Raw genomic sequence first — 18,065 nt, 5'->3', positions numbered from 1 at the left:
TCGGTATGAACAGACGTGAATTTCTGCTCTCCGGCGTCGCCGCCCTGGTGATTTCAAGCCCTGCCGCGGCGCAAATGCAGGATCATTCCAAGCATGGCATGGATATGCCGGGCATGTCGCCAGGGGATGGCAAGACGGCGGTTCCCGCGGCCTTGCCTGTGTTGCCTGAAGGCGCCCCACTGCGCGACCTGCCCCGTCTCGCCAATCGGGCCAGCGGGCCTGGGCGTTTCGAGGCCGATCTCACGGCCAAGCCCGCCATCGCCCGCTTTGCCGAAGGGATCGAGACGCCCGTCCTCGCCTATGACGGCGAGACGCCCGGCCTCCTGATCGAAGTGACCGAGGGCGACAAGATCGCCATCCGCTTCGCCAACCATATTCCGGGCGAAGAGACCACCATCCACTGGCACGGCATGCCGGTGCCGGCGGAGCAGGACGGCAATCCCATGGACCCGGTGGCCTCAGGCGCCGATCGGCTCTACGCCTTCGAGCTGCCGGAAGGCAGCGCCGGCAGCTACTGGTACCATCCCCATCCCCATGGCCGCACGGCCGAGCAGGTCTATCTCGGTCTCGCCGGGGCCTTTATCGTCAAGCCGCGCCAGGATCCCATCCCGGCCGCCTATGGCGATACGCCGCTGTTCTTTACCGATCTGAGGCTGGCAGCCGATGGCTCGATCCCCGCCAACACCATGGCGGACCTGATGAACGGGCGGGTGGGCGACCATGTCCTGGTCAACGGCCAGAAGAAGCCCGTCTTGACACTGCCTGCCGGCAGCCGGCGCCGCTTTCGCCTGTTCAACGCCAGCAATGGGCGCTTCCTGCGCCTGACCTTCGGCACGGCGCCGGTCACCCTGATCGGCAGTGACGGCGGCCTTCTCGAAGCGCCGGTGCCCGGGCTTCGGGTCATCGATCTCGCGCCCGCCGAACGGGCAGAGGTCGTCGTCGCCTTCGACGAGCCGGGGCAAGTAGTGCTGCGGACGGAGGATGTCGATCATGGCTGGATGGGGCCGGGACGTCCCGACACCGCTGCCGATCTGATGACCATCGAAGTTACGCAGGAACGGGCCGGGCCGGTCCCGCCTCTGCCCGCCAGGCTGCGCAGCATCGCCGATCTCGGCCCGCCCGTCGCTACGCGCCGCCTCGAATTCACCGAAACCATGTCGATGGGGGAGGGGGGCATGAAGATGGGCTTTCTTATCAACGGCGCCTCCTTCGACATGAACCGGGTCGATGTCGTCGCCAAGGCGGGGCAGACCGAATTGTGGGAGATCGCCAATCTGGCGGACATGGATCACCCCTTCCATCTTCACGGTACGCAGTTCCAGCCGGTGGAGACCGAGCGGGACGGCCGGGTGAGCAAGGCGCCCTATCGCGCCTGGAAGGATACGATCAATGTGGCGCACGGCGAAACCGTGCGCCTGCTGGTGCGGCAGGAACAGCCGGGCCTGCGCATGTATCATTGCCATATCCTGGAGCATGAGCAGCTGGGAATGATGGGCGTTGTCGAGGTGCGGGCCTGATCCTATCGCCCGCCTTGGCTGCAAAAGCCTAAGTCTTCTGCATGAGTTCGGGGGGCTTGTAGACGAAAGGGTTTCAGCTAGGATGAATGACTGGCCGCGGGTAAGGAACTCGAGGAACTTACTTTGCGGCCGGTACCGGAAGAAGCGTACACATCAAGAATAGAGCGGTATCATCGTCTGGGGACGTTCGTTGAAACGGACTGTCCCGGCAGGGAGGAGGCCGCCGGCTTGGCGGTGTCGGGTCCGGTTTTCCCCTGATCCACCACCCCCTCGTCTGGAAAGCCTCATCATGCCGATCCACCGCCGTTCACTCCTGGCTGGCCTGTTGCTTGCCGGAATACGGCCGGAGAGAGTCCTGGCTCGGGCAGCCGTGGAGGCGGGCTCGATCCTGGGCGCCAGCGGCGAAAGCACCGCGCAGGCCCGTGGCCGCACCCGTCTGCTCGCGGTCGGCGATCCCGTCTATCTCAACGATCTCCTGGCGACCGGCGAGAGCGCGCGGTTGTCGGCGCAGCTTGGCGAGGCCACCCGCTTGCTGCTGGGCGCCCGCACAAGGGTACGCATCGATAAGTTCCTGATCGACCGGGGCGGCAAGCTGGTGCTCGAGCGCGGCGCCATTCTGTTCGACCGCCCGCACGATCGCCCGTCGGGGGAACTCGGCGTTACGACGCCGTTTGGCCTGATCGCCGCTCGCGGCACCCGGTTCTTCGCCGGGCCGAGCTGGGGCAAGTTCGGCGTCTATGTCGAGGATGGCATCGTCGACGTCGCTACCAGAGGAGGAACGGTGCGGCTCACCCCTGGTTTCGGCACCGAGCTTACCAGCATGCAGGTCCCGCCGGCCAGGCCCGCGGCCTGGAGCCGCCTGCGCATCGGCGAAGCCTGGGCCGCCGTGGTCGGGTCGCGCCACACTTTTGGTGGTGGTGACATCTCGCCTTCGGGTGGTGGGGACATGCCGTCGCCGGGCGGTGCCGGTAAGCCGTCGGATCACACATCGGGCGGCAGTCACCCCGCGCCGAAATAGTTCCGCCGCTTCACTGAAGCGGAACAGACCGGCGCGAGTGGTCGCGTGTTGGAGACGATCTGCTGGGCGACCGGCATCGATCATGGTAGCGCGGCGATGGGGCTTTCCGCCTTGTTCAGTGCGCGGTCCGAGCCTCGATGGCCCGGATGACCGCCGCCATGTCGGACGTACCGAGGCCGAGATCCTGTGTCTCGCCATAGAGGGTATGGCAGATGTCGAGCAGGGGCGAGGCAAGCCCAGCGCGGCGGGCGGCGTCGGCGACCAGGCGGTTGTTCTTCAACACATCGGCGATCGAGGCCTGCACCGCAAAATCACCCTCGACCAGTTTTTGCAGTTTGATGCGGGAGACCGGGCTCGCCATCGGGCCGGCATCGAGAATGGCCCGGAATTGCTGCATGTCGAGACCATGCTGCCCGGCAAAATGGGCGGCCTCGGCAAGGCCCGTCACCATGGTGATCAGGAACAGGTTGACGGCGAGTTTCATCGTCAAGGCGCCGGGAACGCTTCCGCAGTCGAAAGCCTGATGGCACATCGCAGCGATCAGGGGGCGGATCTCGGCAAGCGCGCCCGCATCACCTGCCAGCATGGCCACGAGCTGTCCGGCTTCGGCCGGCTTGCGGGAGCCGGAAACCGCAGCTTCGACATAGTGGCCGCCGGCGGCGCGGATGTCCTGGTCGAGCCGGCGCGAATCTTCCGGCGAGATCGTGCCCATCTGCACGATGATATGGTCGGCGACCCGGTTTTCGAAATCCATCGAGCCGCGGCCGAGCACCGCATCGATCGCGGCCGAGTTCGCCAGCATCAGGATCACGATGTGCGCCGTGGCGAAGACCTCGCCGGGGCTGACGGCCACCGCGGCACCGGCAGCTTGCAAGCTGGCGTATTTGTCCGGGGAGCGGTTCCAGACCACCAGCGGCGTTCCCGCCTTTACGAGATTGAGCGCCATGGGTTCCCCCATGACGCCGAGACCGATGAAGCCGACAGGCATGATGACGCGTTTCTCGTCCTGAAATCTTCGGGGAAAGGATCCTATCCAGCGGTCCCGCGCCAATCTTGAACGATTGTGCGGGCTCGCAGCACGGGGCCACCCTGGTGCTCTGGGGCAGCGTGGCGGATGGATGAGCGTTGCTGCCTTCCCAGTGCCGGGGGGAAGCTGATTCAGGGCTCGATCCGCTTCCAACCTTGCAGCAGCCGTCGTGTCGCCACCTCGAAGCTGAAATAGTTGCCGCCGCCCGCCGCCTGGTCGTGGCGGCGGTCGATCGGGGCGGACAGGAGGCGGCAGAGCAGGAGCGTGCCGACCCCGCCATGGGCGACGATGGCGATGTCGCCATGGCTGCGATCGGCCGCCAGGATGGCGTCGACGGCGGCGGCGATGCGGTTCTGGGCGTCGATGGCGCGCTCCCAGCCGCGAATGCTGAGCTCCGGATTGGCGAAGAAGGCGTCGGCGGTGGCCTCGAATTCGGGTGACGGCGGGAATCCGGTCGCCGAGCGGTCATTCTCATGCAGGGCCGGCACCACCTGTACGGGCAGACCGAGATGACCGGCCAGGATCTCGCCGCCGTCACGCGCCTTGCGTTCGTCGCTGGAGTGGACGGCGGTAATGCGAGCGACGAAACCATGCCGGTTGAAGGCCTCGTGCCGAGCCCGGCCCCTGGCCGAGAGCCGCCATTGCAGCACTGGAATGGCCGGGTCGATCTCGACGTCCGCATGGGTGATGAAATGGGCGATCCTGGTGGCGGCCAAGCGTGGGTCTCCGGCGGTCGCGGCAACGAATCCTCGCGGTTCATCCTGTCCGAAGGGAAGGGCGATTGCCATCCCCTTCGGGCTGATCGCCTCAGGCGCGGCCCTGGGGCTCGGGCAGCCGCATCGCCGCCTGGCGCTCGATCATCCAACCGGGATATTCGCGGGGCAGGGCACTGACGGCATCGAGACGGGCGAGTTCGTCGGCGCTCAGCACCACATCGGTGGCGGCCAGGTTGTCGTCGAGCTGCTCGATGGACTTGGCGCCGATGATCACCGACATCACGAAGGGCCGATGCAGCACGAAGGCCAGCGCGATGCGGGCAACGGACACGTTGTGGGCCTGCGCGATCTCGCGCATCACATCGATGCAGGCGAAGGCTCGGTCCTTGTCGACGGGCGGAAAATCGAAATTGGTCCGGCGCGCACCGTCCGGGCCTTTGCCGTCGCGATCGATCTTGCCCGAGAGCAGGCCGCCGGCGAGCGGGCTCCACACCATCAGGCCGAGCTTTTCAGCCTCCAGCAGCGGCACGATCTCGCGTTCGAGGTCACGCCCGGCGACGGTGTAGTAGGCCTGCAGGGTGGAAGGCCGCGTCCAGCCATGCCGGTCGGCGAGGCCGAGGGCCTTCATGATCGTCCAGGCAGACCAATTGGAGAGGCCGACATAGCGTATGTGCCCCTGCCTTACGAGATCGTCGAGGGCGCGCATGGTCTCCTCGATCGGCGTGAAGCGGTCGAGGCCATGGATCTGGTAGAGATCGATATAGTCGGTGCCGAGCCGTTTCAGGCTGGCCTTGACCGCATCCATGATATGGCCGCGCGAGGCACCCCTGTCGTTCGGCCCCGGGCCGACCGTGCCGAGCGCCTTGGTGGCGAGCACGATATCGGAGCGTTTGCGGTCGGAATTGACGATGGCGCGGCCGGTGATCTCCTCCGACAGGCCACCCGAATAGACATCGGCTGTGTCGATGAAATTGATGCCGGCATCGAGGGCGCGGGCGACGATGCCGTCGGCCAGGCTCTGGTCGAGCGTGCCGATCGTGTTCCAGAACTCGTTGCCGCCACCGAAGGTCATGGTGCCCAGGCAAAGCTCGGATACGAAGAGGCCGCTGCTGCCAAGTGTCTTGTAGCGCATGAGATGAAATCCATGAATTAAGGGGATGGAAGCTGCCGCTCTGGCGGCAGGCAAGGGGCGGGAGCCCGGCTCCCGGCCACGCTTCGAAGATAGACCCCTACCGGCGAGGCCATAAGCCGGCGCCGGCTCCACACGCTGTATAGCTGTGCTATACAGTCGAACCGTATTCCCTTCCAGCGACGCAGAGATGGCACGTAGCGACCCCTTCGACGGCTTGTCCGAATTCCTCGCCATCGTGCGCCGGGGTAGTTTCCGCGCGGCAGCCATCGAACTCGGCGTTACTGCCGGGGCGGTGAGCCAGGCGCTGCAGGGGCTGGAGCGCCGGCTCGGCCTGCCGCTCCTGCACCGCACCACGCGCAGCCTTGCCCTGACCGAGGAAGGCGAGCGCCTCCTGGCCCAGCTCGGGCCTGCAGCCGAGACCATCCTGGGCGCGCTGGACGATCTCGTGCAGTCGCGGGCCAAGCCTTCGGGCACGCTGCGCCTGCTGGTGCATCGCATGGCGCTGGTGCATGTCCTCGAACCGGTGCTGCCGCTGTTTCAGCAGCGTTGGCCGGAGGTGCATGTCGACGTGACAGTGGATTCCACCCATGCCGAGCTGGTCGAGGGTGGCTTCGATGCCGGCATTCGTGTTGGCGAGTTCATCGACAAGGACATGATCGCCGTGCGGGTGACGCCGCCCTTTCGCTGGATGGTGATGGCCTCCCCGGCCTATCTCGCCCGGCATGGCCGGCCGCAAGCGCCCGAAGACATCGCCCGGCACCAATGCCTGCGTTACCGGCGGCCGGATGTCGGCGATATCTATCGCTGGGAGTTCGAGCGGGACGGCCAGGCGCTCAGTATCGAGCCGCCCGGCGCCATCGTTGCCAATGATCCCTGGCTGCTGCGGACCCTGGCCGTACAAGGCATGGGGCTGCTCTATGGCTCGACCCTGCAAACGGCCGGTGAGCTCGCCCAGGGGCTGTTGGAAACGGTGCTGGAGGAATTTTCGCCGGCCGGCGACAGCCTTTTCGTCTATTTTCCCCGCACCAGCCGGAGCCAGCCCAAGCTGCGCGCCTTCGTAGAAGCCTGCGCCGAGCATCTGCGTCAATCCGGTGTTTCCGGCCTTCCGTAGCATCGGGTTTGGTGCCACAGATGAATGGTCGGACTTTTGAGTCGGCGTTGCATCGCCGCTTTGGGGAACGCGGCAATCCAAGAACGAGCAGGCTCGAACAAGAGGAACCTGCAAGATTTCAAATACTTGCAGGATTTCTCATTATTGCCCGTCCGCGGAGAACATTGAGAAATCCTGCTTAGGGGAAACGACCATGGGCGAACAGGGACATCCGGCGGAACAGGACGGCGCGGTCAGCCTGACCGATTTTTACGGGCTGGAAGGCAAGGTCGCGGCCGTGACCGGCGGTGGCAGCGGCATCGGGCTGGCGGCGGCGCAGGCCCTGGCCGCGGCCGGGGCCGAGGTGGTCATTCTCGATCGGGCGCCGGTGGGCGAGGACGTGCTGGCAAGCGTCAGGGGCGCACACCGCGCAGAAGCGCTCGTCATGGACGTGACCGATGAGGCCGAGGTGACGGCGCGTTTCACTGAGATCGCCGCCCGCCACGGCCATATCGACATCCTTGTCAACAATGCCGGCCTCGCCATCCGCGATGCGGCCGTGGATCTCAGCCTGGAAGCGTGGGACAAGGTGGTGGCCGTCAACATGACCGGCGTCTTCCTGTGTGCGCGCACGGCGGCCCGCCACATGATCGCGGCCGGGCAGGGCGGAGCGATCATCAACACCGCCTCGATCATGGCGCTGTCGGGCGGCGGCGTCTATCCGAACATCTCCTACCAGACCACCAAGGGCGCCATCGTCAATCTCACCCGCGCCCTGGCGGTGGAATGGGCGCCGCATCGCATCCGTGTGAATGCGGTTGCTCCCACCTATGTTCGTACGCCCTTCATCGCGCCCCTGCTGGCCCAGCCCGAACTGATGCAGCGCATCGAGGCGATGACGCCGTTGCGCCGCATCGCCGAGCCGCATGAGGTCTCCCCGGCCATTCTCTTCCTCGCCGGTCCGGGTGCCGCCATGGTGACCGGCCATACGCTTCCGGTGGATGGCGGCTATCTGGCTCAGTAAAGCCGAGGCTCAGACGTTGCGTGATCCTCAGTTTCGTGGAAGTTTGCGCGCGAAGGCGGCGCTTTATCCGCGAAATTAAGAAGAAAATATTGAGGAAACACCAATGAATAGTAGCGCTTCTGCCGAAGCTGGGGATCTGGCGCCTGGTTTGTTGGATCGTGAACGCATCGTGGCACAGCCGGGCTTCAATCGTTGGCTCGTACCCCCTGCGGCACTGGCCATCCATTTGTGCATCGGCATGGCCTATGGCTTCAGCGTCTTCTGGCTGCCTCTAGGACAGGCACTCGGCATCAGCAAGCCGGTGGCCTGCGCGGTCGATCCCGGCTTCTGGGGAGCGCTCGCTGGTCTCGGGCGGGCCCTGTTCACCACGAACTGCGACTGGCGTGTCTCCGACCTCACCTTGACCTATACGCTCTTCTTCGTGCTGCTCGGCTCGGCCGCCGCCATCTGGGGCGGCTGGCTGGAGCGGGCCGGGCCGCGTAAGGCCGGTGTCGTGGCCGCCCTGTGCTGGTGCGGCGGACTGCTCATCTCGGCGGTCGGCGTCTATATCCACCAGCTCTGGCTGATCTGGCTGGGCTCGGGCGTGATCGGCGGCATCGGCCTGGGCCTCGGCTACATCTCTCCCGTCTCCACGCTGGTCAAATGGTTCCCGGACCGGCGCGGCATGGCCACCGGCATGGCGATCATGGGCTTCGGTGGCGGTGCGATGATCGGCTCCCCCCTGGCCGATATCCTGATGAATCATTTCAAGAGCGCGGACAGCGTCGGGGTCTGGCAGACCTTCGTGACATTGGCCGTGATCTATTTCGTGTTCATGATGGCGGGCGCCTTCGGCTATCGCGTGCCGCCGGCCGGCTGGCGCCCGGAAGGGTGGACGCCGCCCGAGAGCACCAAGGCGATGATCACCTCGGGCCATGTCCATCTGTCCAATGCCCACAAGACCCCGCAATTCTGGCTGATCTGGGCGGCGCTCTGCCTCAACGTCTCGGCTGGCATCGGCGTGCTCGGCATGGCCTCACCGATGCTGCAGGAGATCTTTGCCGGCTCGCTGATCGGCAAGCCGGAGATCGCCTTCGGAGCGCTCGATGCGGGGCAGGCCAAATTGGTCGCCACCATCGCCGCGAGCTTCGTCGGCCTGCTCTCTCTGTTCAACATCTTCGGGCGTTTCTTCTGGGCCTCGCTGTCCGACAAGCTCGGCCGCAAGCTTACCTATGCCACCTTCTTCGGCCTCGGCATCGTGCTCTATGCCTCGGCACCCTGGGCTGCCCATGCCGGGCTGCTGGCGGTGTTCGTCGCCTTTTTCTGCGTGATCGTCTCGATGTATGGCGGCGGCTTTGCCACGGTTCCGGCCTATCTCGCGGACATGTTCGGCACCCAGTTCGTCGGTGCCATCCATGGCCGGCTGCTGACGGCGTGGTCGACGGCGGGGATCGTCGGGCCGGTGGTGATCAACTACATCCGTGACGCCCAGATCGCCGCCGGCGTGCCCCGAGCCCAGGTCTATGACCGCACCATGTATGTGCTCGCCGGCATGCTCGCCGTCGGCTTCGTCATCAATCTCATGATCAAGCCGGTGGCCTCCCGCTGGTTCATGAGCGATGCCGAGGTCGCAGCCCTGCAAAAGCGCGGCGGGACGCAGGAGGGGAAATCCTCAGGCATCGGGCGGGGCGGATTGAACGGCCCGGCTGCCTTGGCCTGGCTGGCCGTCGGCATCCCCATTCTCTGGGGTGTGTGGATCACCTTCTCCAATGCGTTGAAGCTGTTCCACTAGAGCGAAATCCCCCCGTATCGAGAAAGAACGGGACGGAGAACCCAATGCAGTTCACTTAAGCGTTTCGAGGGGCTCGACCTTTGTCATTGCCGGGCTTGACCCGGCAATCCAGCTCCCCGACGGTTCGTCCGTGCGGCTTCTGGGTAGCCGGATCAAGGCCCGGCTATGACGAGACGGGGAACCGGTCTTCCGGTTGATTGCTTGCCCTCCTTAGGAACGGCTTGCCACAACGCGATCGAGAGCGGCGACCTCGTCTGCCGGCAGGTCGAGCTCTGCCGCTGCGAGGTTGGCGTGCAGATGCGCGACGGAAGACGTGCCTGGAATCAGCAGAATGTTGGGCCCGCGGCGATAGAGCCAGGCGAGCGCGACCTGCATGGGCGAGGCACCGAGGCGCCGGGCAACCTCCGACAGGGTCGAGGATTGCAGCGGCGTAAATCCGCCGAGCGGGAAATAGGGCACATAGGCGGTACCCTGGCGGGCGAGATCGTCGATCAGGGCGTCATCGGCCCGGTGGGCGAGATTATAGTGGTTCTGCACGCAGACGATCGGGCAGATGCGGCGTCCTTCGGCGATCTGCGTCGCGGTGACGTTGCTCAATCCGACATGCCGGATGAGGCCCTGCTCCCGAAGCTCGGCGAGAACGGTCAGCGGCGCTTCGATCGAACCCTCGGCCGGCCCGTGAACGTCGAACATGACGCGAAGATTGACGACGTCGAGGACATCAAGCCCGAGATTGCGCAGATTGTCGTGCACCGCCTGGGTGAGGGCCTCCTGCGAAAAGGCGGGAAGCCATGACGCGTCCTCGCCACGCCGGGCGCCCACCTTGGTGACGATGACGAGATCGTCGGCGTAGGGGTGCAAGGCCTCGCGGATCAGCCGGTTGGTGATGTGCGGGCCGTAGAAGTCGCTGGTATCGATATGGTTCACGCCGGATGCGACGGCTTCGCGTAGCACAGCCAGGGCCGCGTCCTGATCCTTGGGTGGACCGAACACGCCGGGACCGGCAAGCTGCATGGCGCCATAGCCGAGGCGCTTCACGGCACGGTCGCCGAGGTTGAAATTGGCGGACTGGTTGGTTGAGGTCATGGTCGATCTCCTGTTCGTCCGGTGTAGCTAGGGCCTGTCAATTGGCGCGACAATCGGCCATAATCCGGACAGGTTGTTCGGAGTTACGAACAGTGAAAGTCGATCTCAACGATCTCCATGCTTTCATGGCCGTCGCCCGGGCTGGGGGCTTCCGTGACGGCGCTCGTGCGAGCGGAGCCAGCCCGTCGGGCCTGAGCGAGGCGGTGAGCCGGCTGGAGACGAGGCTCGGCGTCAGGCTGCTGAACCGTACGACGCGCAGCGTCGCCGCCACCGAGGCGGGCGAGCGCCTGTTTGAGCGGCTTGGCCCGGTCATGAGCGAGATGGAGGCGGCGCTGGATGTCGTCAACGGTTTTCGCGACAGACCGGCGGGGACCCTCAGGCTCAATGTGCCCGTCAGCGCCGCCCGGCTGGTGCTGCCGGCGATCGTGCCCGGTTTCCTTGCCGCCTTTCCCGATATCCGGCTGGAGGTGATTGCCGAGGACAGCTTCGTCGATGTGCTGGCGGCGGGCTGCGATGCCGGCATCCGCTACGACGAGCGGCTGGAACAGGACATGATAGCCGTGCCCATCGGGCCGCGCATGCAGCGCTTTGCTGCTGGAGCGGCGCCCGCCTATCTCGATCGGCGGGGGCGGCCAGAGCACCCGCGCGATCTGCTTCACCATGCCTGCCTGCATGGCCGTTTCTCATCCGGGGCAATGCCGGCCTGGGAGTTCGAGCGCGACGGCGAGATCGTGACCGTCGACGCCACCGGGCCGCTCCTGGTGAGCGTCGGTACGGCGACGGATCTGGCGGTTGAGGCGGCAATTGCCGGCACGGGTATCATTTTTCTGTTCGAGGATTGGCTGCGCCCGTATTTTCAGAGCGGGGCTCTCGAACCTGTCCTTGAACCCTGGTGGCAACGCTTCTCCGGCCCTTTTCTATATTATCCCGGGCGACGTCTCGTTCCCGCACCGCTGCGGGCATTCATCGATTTCATCAAGACGTCCGGGCCACGCTCCCTGGCGGGCGCCGAGGACAGGCCTCTCCGGTGAGGGGAGTTGAGCAACGGCATCAGGCCCTCGCGGCAAAGGCGTCCAGTTTATCGAGCAGGGCGGCCAGTTCCTCGGCGCTCGGCTGGAAGGACTTCATGCCCATGCTGATGAGAATGCCATAGGAGGCGAACAGCACCAGGGTCGAGTCGATGCTGCCGGCCTTGTCATCCTTGCCCGCTCGCTCGACCAATGTGCTGAACATGGTGGCCAGCACGCCGGCCGCTTCCGGGATTTCGGCAGCAGTCACCAAGAACGCCGGCGACACACCGCCTTCCTCCAGGGCGACGCGACGGGCGAGCTGAGCCAGGGCCGAGGCGAAATTCACGGTCGCATCAGCGGTCTCGTCGATTTCCATCATCAGCGTTTCCATGTCCTGGCGCATGGCGGCGACGATCAAGGCGGTCTTGGTCGGGAAATGATGCAGCACGCCGCCCTTGCTGACGCCGGCCTCTGCCGCCACCAGATCGATGGTGAGGTTGTGAACGCCGATGCGTTCGATCACCGCGATGGTGGCGGTCAGGATTTGCCCGATGGTTTCCATGCTGCGCCGCTGCAACTTTCGCGCGCGCAGGGTCTGGGGTGGGGGAGCAGACTGGGGCATAATTCCTGAAAGGGTCTCCGTTCAATAAAAACCGTCTGGACGGTTTTGTTTTTAGTTGATATGGGAACGCTCGACAAGTGAAATGATCGTTCCCGACCGGGTGTCCCGGGAGGGGACCATGGCCTCTGGACGCCGCGGAGCGGGTGAGGACGATGCTACAATTGCAGGATCTCAGGCCTTCCCGTCGAAGCGGCTTCCTCGAACGACATTCGCATGAATCAGCGAGGACGACGATGATCTCAAACCTCGGCAATCCCGCATGGCCGCGCCGCGCCGTAAGGTTGCAGCGCGCCGTCCTGCTCGGAAGCCTGATTGCGATGACCTTGCCCGCCGCCGCCTGGAGCGGAGGGGCGCCGGCCCGCGTTGGCGTGGTGACCGCGCGGGTTGCCGATTACCGGCCGAGCGTCAGCCTGACCGGCGACGTGGAGGCCCAGGTGCAGAGCGACATATCGTTCCGCGTGAGCGGGCGCATCGTCGAAAGGCTGGTGGATGTCGGTGATCACGTCACGCCGGACCAGGTGCTGGCACGCGTCGACGGACAGGAGCAGCGCATCGCCCTCGACACCGCCAACGCCGCGCTCGCTTCAGCCCAGGCGCAGCTCCAGCAGAGCCAGGCTGCGTATCAGCGCCAGAAGACACTGATCACCTCGAATGCCACCTCGCAAAGCAGTCTCGACGCCGCGCAGGAGAATCTCAGCGTCGCCCAGGCTTCCGTGGCGGCCGCGACGGCACAGGTCGAGCAGGCCAAGGAACAGCTCGGCTATGCGGATCTGCGCGCCGGTGTCGCCGGCACGGTGACGACACGCAATGCCGAGGCGGGGCAGGTCGTCCAGGCCGGCCAGACCGTGGTCAGCATCGCTCAGGACGGACCGCGCGACGCGGTCTTCGACGTCTACGAGGCCCTGATCGACAAGCCGCCGGGTTCACCGGAGATCGGTATCACGCTGGTGGCGGATCCCAGCGTGAAGACGACCGGCCATGTGCGGGAGATCTCGCCCATCGTCGATGCCCGCAAGGGCACGATCCGGGTGAAGATCGGCCTCAAGGAAACGCCACCGGCCATGTCGCTCGGCACGGCCGTGCGCGGCGAGGCCAGCCTTGCTGCCCAGAAGCGTTTCGTGCTGCCGTCCTCGGCTCTGTTCGAGTGGCAGGGCAAACCGGCTGTCTGGACCGTCGCTGCCGACACCCATGCGGTCGAACCGCGGGTTGTCACGCTCGATCGTTACACCACGCAGGACATCGTGCTGTCGGCCGGACTCGAAGATGGCGAGAGCGTCGTCGTGCGCGGCGGTCAATTGCTGCGGCCCGGCCAGGTCGTCGAAGTCGTCGTCGAAACCGTCGAGGAGCAGGCGCGATGAGCTTTTCCCGTCTCATGCCGATGACCTCGGCGGCCCTAGTGGCCCTGGCCGGGGGTGCCCTGGTACTGGCTGGCGACGCCTTGGCGCAGGACCGCATCGCCCGGCCGGTGCTGACCTTCACGGTGCGCAGCATCGACACGGCCAGCTTCGGCCCCTTCGTCGGCAGCGTCGACGCCCGCTACCAGACCGATCTCGGCTTCCAGGTCGGCGGGCGTATCATCGCCCGCGAAGTGAATGTCGGCGACAGGGTCAAACAGGGTGACAGGCTGGCGGCCGTCGATGCCACGCTGCTGCGCCTCGCCGTGCAGTCGGCCGAGGCCGATCTCGCCAATGCCAAGGCCCAGCTCGCCAATGCCGTGCTGACCGAAAACCGCAGCCGCGCCTTGGTGGTCACCGAGACGGCTTCGCGCGCGCAGGTCGATACGGCCGTGGCCGCGCGGGAGACGGCGGACGCCAAGGTCTCCCAGGCCGAGGCCTCGCTGCGGCAGGCCCGCAACGTGCTCAGCTATGCCGAGCTCGTCGCTCCCTATGACGGCGTGATCACCGCCGTGAATTCCGACGTCGGCAAGGTGGTGTCGGCCGGTGACATCATCGTCACCCTGGCTCGGCCCGACGTGCGCGAGGCCGTGGTCGACGTGCCAGATTATCTGGCCGACGAACTCAAGGCCTATCCCCGCTTCGACGTCGTTCTGGCCGGCGAGCCCAGCATCCGCACCACGGCCACGCTGCGCCAGCTCGCGCCTGCCTCCGATGCGGTGACGCGCACGCGCCGGGCTCGCCTGGCCCTGCAGGATCCACCCAATGGCTTCCGGCTCGGCTCGACCATTTCCGTGTCCGCCACGCGAAAGGTCGCGCCCCATGTCGCCGTTCCCGTCTCGGCCTTGGCCGGACCGAGCGACAAGCCGTCCGTCTGGGTGGTGGATGCGGCCAAGGCCGTGGTCGTGGCCCGGCCGGTGACCCTGGTCTCCACCAAGGCCGGCTATGCCGTGGTTGATGGCCTCAAGGACGGGGACATCGTGGTGGAAGCCGGGGTTGGCAGCCTGCAACCCGGCCAGGCCGTCGATCTCCAGCGCAGCCAGACTCTCGAGGAACAGAAATGAGCGGCTTCAACCTGTCGGACTGGGCGCTCAAGCACCGCTCCTTCATCTGGTATCTGATGATCGCCTCGGTGATCGCCGGCGCTCTCTCCTATGTGAGGCTCGGCCGCGAGGAGGATCCGTCCTTCGACATCAAGACCATGGTCGTCCAGGTGAACTGGCCGGGCGCCACGCTCGACGAGACCCTCAACCAGGTCACCGACCGGGTCGAGAAGGAGCTCCAGCAGATCGGCGCGCTCGACTATACGCGCAGCTATACGCGGCCGGGCACGGCCACCATCATGGTCAACCTCAAGGACACCACCAACGGCCGGGCCCTGAGCGATGCCTTCTACCAGGTGCGCAAGCATGTGAACGACATCTGGTACACCCTGCCGAGCGGTGTGCAGGGGCCCTTCTTCAATGACGAGTTCGGCGACGTCTACGGCAATGTCTATGCCTTCACGGCCGACGGCATCGATTTCCGCCAGCTGCGCGACTATGTCGAGGAAGTACGCAATCGTGCGCTCGCCGTACCCAATGCCGGCAAGACCCAGATCCTCGGCGCCCAGGACGAGGTGATCTATCTCGATTTCGACACGGCGCGCCTTGCCAGCCTCGGGCTCGACCGCCAGGCGGTGATCGCCTCGCTGCAGGCGCAGAACTCCGTCTCGGCCGCCGGCGTGATCCAGGCCGGGCGAGATCGCGTCAGCGTGCGGGTCGATGGCGGCTTCAAGTCGGAACAGGACCTCAGGGCAATCAATCTGCGCGTCAATGACCGCTTCTTCCGGCTGAGCGATGTCGCCACCATCACGCGCGGCTATGTCGATCCGCCGACTTCGCTCTTCCGTTTCGACGGCAAGCCCGCCATCGGCCTGGCGGTCGCCATGGCGCCGAACGGCAACGTTCTCCAGTTTGGCGAGGACCTGAAGGAGGCCATGACCGAAGTCACCGGCACCCTGCCGATCGGCGTCGGCGTGCATCTGGTCTCCGACCAGCCGGCGGTGGTCGAGGAGGCGATTTCCGGCTTCACCCGCGCCCTGATGGAGGCGGTGATCATCGTGATGGCGGTGAGCTTCGTCAGCCTCGGCCTGCGTGCCGGGCTGGTGGTGGCGATCTCCATCCCGCTTGTGCTGGCCATCGTCTTCCTGGTGATGGAATATACCGGCATCTCCCTGCAGCGCATCTCGCTGGGCGCGCTGATCATCGCCCTCGGCCTGCTGGTCGACGACGCGATGATCACGGTGGAGATGATGATCAGCCGGCTGGAGGCGGGCGACAGCCTGGGCAGGGCAGCGACCTTCGCCTACACCTCGACGGCCTTTCCGATGCTGACGGGCACGCTGGTGACGGTGGCCGGCTTCATCCCGATCGGCCTCAATTCGAGTTCGGCGGGCCAATATACTTTCACCCTGTTCGTGGTGATCGCCGTCGCCCTGCTGGTATCCTGGATCGTCGCGGTGCTGTTCGCGCCCCTGCTGGGCGTGACCGTGCTGCCTGCGACCATGAAGAAGCATGACGAAAAGCCGAGCCGGCTGGCTTCCGCCTTCAAGAGCACGCTGCTCGCCGCCATGCGCTGGCGCTGGGCGACCATTGCCGTCTGCCTTGGCCTGCTCGCTGCCTCCGTGGTGGCCATGGGCCATGTCCAGCAGCAATTCTTCCCTTCGTCCGATCGGCCGGAACTGCTGGTCGACATGACGCTGCCGCAGAACAGCGCCATCGGTGAGACCAAGGTGCAGATGGACCGTTTCGAGCAGGCGTTCGTCGGGGATGACGACGTGGTGCGCTGGAGCTCCTATATCGGGCAGGGCGCCGTGCGCTTCTACTTGCCGCTCGACCAGCAGCTCTCCAACCCCTTCTTCGGCCAGGCCGTGGTGGTCACCAAGAATATCGAGGCCCGCAACCGCGTGCAGAAGAAGCTGGAGGCGCTGGCCCGCGACAAGTTCGTCGGCATCGACGTGCTCGTCCATCCGCTCGAGCTGGGTCCGCCGGTCGGCCGCCCCGTGCAGTATCGCGTCAGCGGCGCCGATCTCCAGAAGGTGCGCGAGCAGGCGATCAAGCTTGCCGGCATCATCGCTGCCGACCCCAATCTGGGCACGATCACCTTCGACTGGAACGAGCCGGCGCGCGTGCTCAAGGTCGAGGTCGACCAGAACAAGGCGCGCCTGCTCGGCGTCACCTCGCAGGATATCGCCTCCATCCTCGATGGCACGCTGGCGGGAACCGCCTTCACCCAGGTGCGTGACAACATCTATCTGGTCAACGTGGTCGGCCGTGCCACTGCGGATCAGCGCAACTCCGTGGAGACGCTGGAGAACCTGCAGATCCCGCTCTCGGGCGGGACAGTGGTGCCGCTGCGCGCGGTGGCGAATATCGGCTACGGCATGGAGCAGCCGATCGTCTGGCGCCGCTCGCGCCTGCCCACCATCACGGTGCAGGCCGCGCTGGTCGGCAATGTCCAGCCGGCGACGGTGGTCGACAGGCTGGCGCCGAAGGTGGCCGAATTCAAGGCCGGGCTGCCCGACCACTACAAGCTCGAAGTGGGTGGGGCGGTGGAGGAATCCGCCAAGGGCCAGGGGCCGATCATCGCCATCGTGCCGATCATGCTCCTGACCATGGTGACCATCCTGATGGTACAGCTCCAGAGCTTCCAGAAGCTGTTCCTGGTGATCAGCGTGGCGCCGCTCGGCCTGATCGGCGTGGTGCTCGGCCTCCTGCCCTTCAATCAGCCCATGGGCTTCGTCGCCATCCTCGGCATTCTCTCGCTGATCGGCATCATCATCCGCAACTCCGTGATCCTGGTGAAGCAGATCGAGGATCATGAGGAGGCGGGCATGGATCGCTGGACCGCCGTGGTGGACGCGACCGTCCACCGCATGCGTCCGATCATGCTGACGGCGGCCGCCGCCAGCCTCGGCATGATCCCGATCGCCCGCGAGGTGTTCTGGGGCCCGATGGCCTATGCCATGATCGGCGGCATCCTGGTGGCAACCGTACTGACGCTGCTGTTCCTGCCGGCCCTCTATGTGGCCTGGTACCGGATCAAGGAGCCGACGACACCGGCTGCCGCCTGACGAGCGCCTCCAGATCGTCCCAGGCATAGACGAGGTTGTGCGAGCGCCAGAGCGGGCCCGGATCGGTGTAGGATCCGGCCGGCCTGCCGCCTTGCGCCTCGTAGAAGGCAATCGCGGGTCCATTGCCGGCGACGACGCCGATGGCAGCGCTCCGGCGGCCCTGTTCGACCAGCCGCGCCGCCATCGTTTCGAGCAGGGCCCGTCCGATACCCCGGCGCTTATGCTGTGGATCGACATAGAGATGCTTGATCTCGCTGCGTCCGTCGAAGATCGCCTGCGAGGGCGTGCCGGCCGCGGCAAAGCCGACCAGCCCGGCCCCGCTTTCGGCCAGCAGCACGATCTGGTCGGCGGCAGGGGAGGACAGCCGCTTGTGCCAGCTTGCGAAGCGATGCTCCTCGTCCAGTGCGACGAAGGCCTTGGAAGGCGCCAGCGCATGATAGGTGTGGCGCCAGACCGCGACATGCAGGTCGGCCACCGCCTTGGCGTCGTCGAGACGGGCAGATCGGATGTTGACTGCGCTCATTCCATCGCTCCCAAAGCTGGC

The 18,065-nt window shown here is 65.8% G+C and carries 15 protein-coding genes; 9 read left to right on the top strand and 6 right to left on the bottom strand.

Annotation, left to right across the window (positions count from 1 at the left end):
• Nucleotides 1-5: 5 nt before the first annotated feature.
• Both ACIGJE_RS23625 and ACIGJE_RS23620 read left to right on the top strand, forming a co-directional pair.
• Nucleotides 6-1,517 (top strand): multicopper oxidase family protein, encoded by a 1,512-nt coding sequence (locus ACIGJE_RS23625; RefSeq protein WP_483678804.1) that lies wholly within the window; start codon nt 6-8, stop codon nt 1,515-1,517.
• Between the two features lie 289 nt (nt 1,518-1,806).
• Entirely contained in the window at nt 1,807-2,535 is a 729-nt protein-coding gene (locus ACIGJE_RS23620) for a FecR family protein (RefSeq protein WP_394311665.1), read from the top strand.
• Nucleotides 2,536-2,650: 115 nt separating this feature from the next.
• On the opposite strand, the gene ACIGJE_RS23615 is transcribed toward ACIGJE_RS23620, so the two are convergent.
• From ACIGJE_RS23615 to ACIGJE_RS23605, 3 genes are all read right to left on the bottom strand, one after another.
• Nucleotides 2,651-3,523: an NAD(P)-dependent oxidoreductase gene (locus ACIGJE_RS23615; RefSeq protein ID WP_311944652.1), complete on the bottom strand. Its 873-nt coding sequence runs from the start codon at nt 3,521-3,523 to the stop codon at nt 2,651-2,653.
• Between the two features lie 170 nt (nt 3,524-3,693).
• On the bottom strand, nt 3,694-4,278 hold the full coding sequence (locus ACIGJE_RS23610; RefSeq protein ID WP_483678802.1) for a histidine phosphatase family protein: 585 nt from the start codon (nt 4,276-4,278) through the stop codon (nt 3,694-3,696).
• A 91-nt stretch (nt 4,279-4,369) separates the two neighbouring features.
• Nucleotides 4,370-5,410, bottom strand: coding sequence for an aldo/keto reductase (locus ACIGJE_RS23605; protein WP_483678800.1), 1,041 nt, complete (start codon nt 5,408-5,410; stop codon nt 4,370-4,372).
• A 187-nt stretch (nt 5,411-5,597) separates the two neighbouring features.
• Between ACIGJE_RS23605 and ACIGJE_RS23600 the strand changes: the two genes are divergently transcribed.
• From ACIGJE_RS23600 to ACIGJE_RS23590, 3 genes are all read left to right on the top strand, one after another.
• Nucleotides 5,598-6,521, top strand: coding sequence for a LysR family transcriptional regulator (locus ACIGJE_RS23600; protein ID WP_311944655.1), 924 nt, complete (start codon nt 5,598-5,600; stop codon nt 6,519-6,521).
• Nucleotides 6,522-6,714: 193 nt separating this feature from the next.
• Nucleotides 6,715-7,524 (top strand): SDR family NAD(P)-dependent oxidoreductase, encoded by an 810-nt coding sequence (locus ACIGJE_RS23595; RefSeq protein WP_483678798.1) that lies wholly within the window; start codon nt 6,715-6,717, stop codon nt 7,522-7,524.
• A gap of 103 nt (nt 7,525-7,627) precedes the next feature.
• Complete coding sequence (locus ACIGJE_RS23590) at nt 7,628-9,295, top strand: OFA family MFS transporter (RefSeq protein ID WP_483678797.1); 1,668 nt, start codon at nt 7,628-7,630, stop codon at nt 9,293-9,295.
• A gap of 210 nt (nt 9,296-9,505) precedes the next feature.
• Here ACIGJE_RS23590 and ACIGJE_RS23585 read toward each other — a convergent pair whose 3' ends face one another.
• A complete protein-coding gene (locus tag ACIGJE_RS23585) occupies nt 9,506-10,381 on the bottom strand; it encodes an aldo/keto reductase family oxidoreductase (RefSeq protein WP_415080508.1) in 876 nt (291 codons plus the stop codon).
• Between the two features lie 92 nt (nt 10,382-10,473).
• Between ACIGJE_RS23585 and ACIGJE_RS23580 the strand changes: the two genes are divergently transcribed.
• Nucleotides 10,474-11,412: a LysR family transcriptional regulator gene (locus ACIGJE_RS23580; protein ID WP_415080509.1), complete on the top strand. Its 939-nt coding sequence runs from the start codon at nt 10,474-10,476 to the stop codon at nt 11,410-11,412.
• A 19-nt stretch (nt 11,413-11,431) separates the two neighbouring features.
• Here ACIGJE_RS23580 and ACIGJE_RS23575 read toward each other — a convergent pair whose 3' ends face one another.
• Nucleotides 11,432-11,953, bottom strand: coding sequence for a TetR/AcrR family transcriptional regulator (locus ACIGJE_RS23575; protein WP_311944660.1), 522 nt, complete (start codon nt 11,951-11,953; stop codon nt 11,432-11,434).
• Nucleotides 11,954-12,246: 293 nt separating this feature from the next.
• Here ACIGJE_RS23575 and ACIGJE_RS23570 point away from each other — a divergent pair, with 293 nt between their 5' ends.
• Genes ACIGJE_RS23570 through ACIGJE_RS23560 form a run of 3 tightly spaced genes read left to right on the top strand, consistent with a single transcriptional unit; the run spans nt 12,247 to nt 17,521 of the window.
• Nucleotides 12,247-13,371, top strand: a complete 1,125-nt coding sequence (locus ACIGJE_RS23570; RefSeq protein ID WP_415080511.1) for an efflux RND transporter periplasmic adaptor subunit — start codon at nt 12,247-12,249, stop codon at nt 13,369-13,371.
• Nucleotides 13,368-14,471, top strand: a complete 1,104-nt coding sequence (locus ACIGJE_RS23565; protein ID WP_415080512.1) for an efflux RND transporter periplasmic adaptor subunit — start codon at nt 13,368-13,370, stop codon at nt 14,469-14,471. Before ACIGJE_RS23570 ends, ACIGJE_RS23565 begins: the two co-directional genes overlap by 4 nt.
• Nucleotides 14,468-17,521: an efflux RND transporter permease subunit gene (locus ACIGJE_RS23560; RefSeq protein WP_415080513.1), complete on the top strand. Its 3,054-nt coding sequence runs from the start codon at nt 14,468-14,470 to the stop codon at nt 17,519-17,521. The genes ACIGJE_RS23565 and ACIGJE_RS23560 overlap by 4 nt, the downstream gene beginning before the upstream one ends.
• Here the strand turns inward: ACIGJE_RS23560 and ACIGJE_RS23555 are convergent.
• A complete protein-coding gene (locus ACIGJE_RS23555) occupies nt 17,490-18,044 on the bottom strand; it encodes a GNAT family N-acetyltransferase (RefSeq protein WP_394311684.1) in 555 nt (184 codons plus the stop codon). The genes ACIGJE_RS23560 and ACIGJE_RS23555 overlap by 32 nt on opposite strands.
• Between the last annotated feature and the right edge of the window lie 21 nt (nt 18,045-18,065).

The organism is Labrys sp. E2SS-1L (assembly GCF_057073705.1).
Note: the sequence above shows the minus strand (reverse complement) of the source record. Positions and strands in the feature narration are given on the sequence as shown.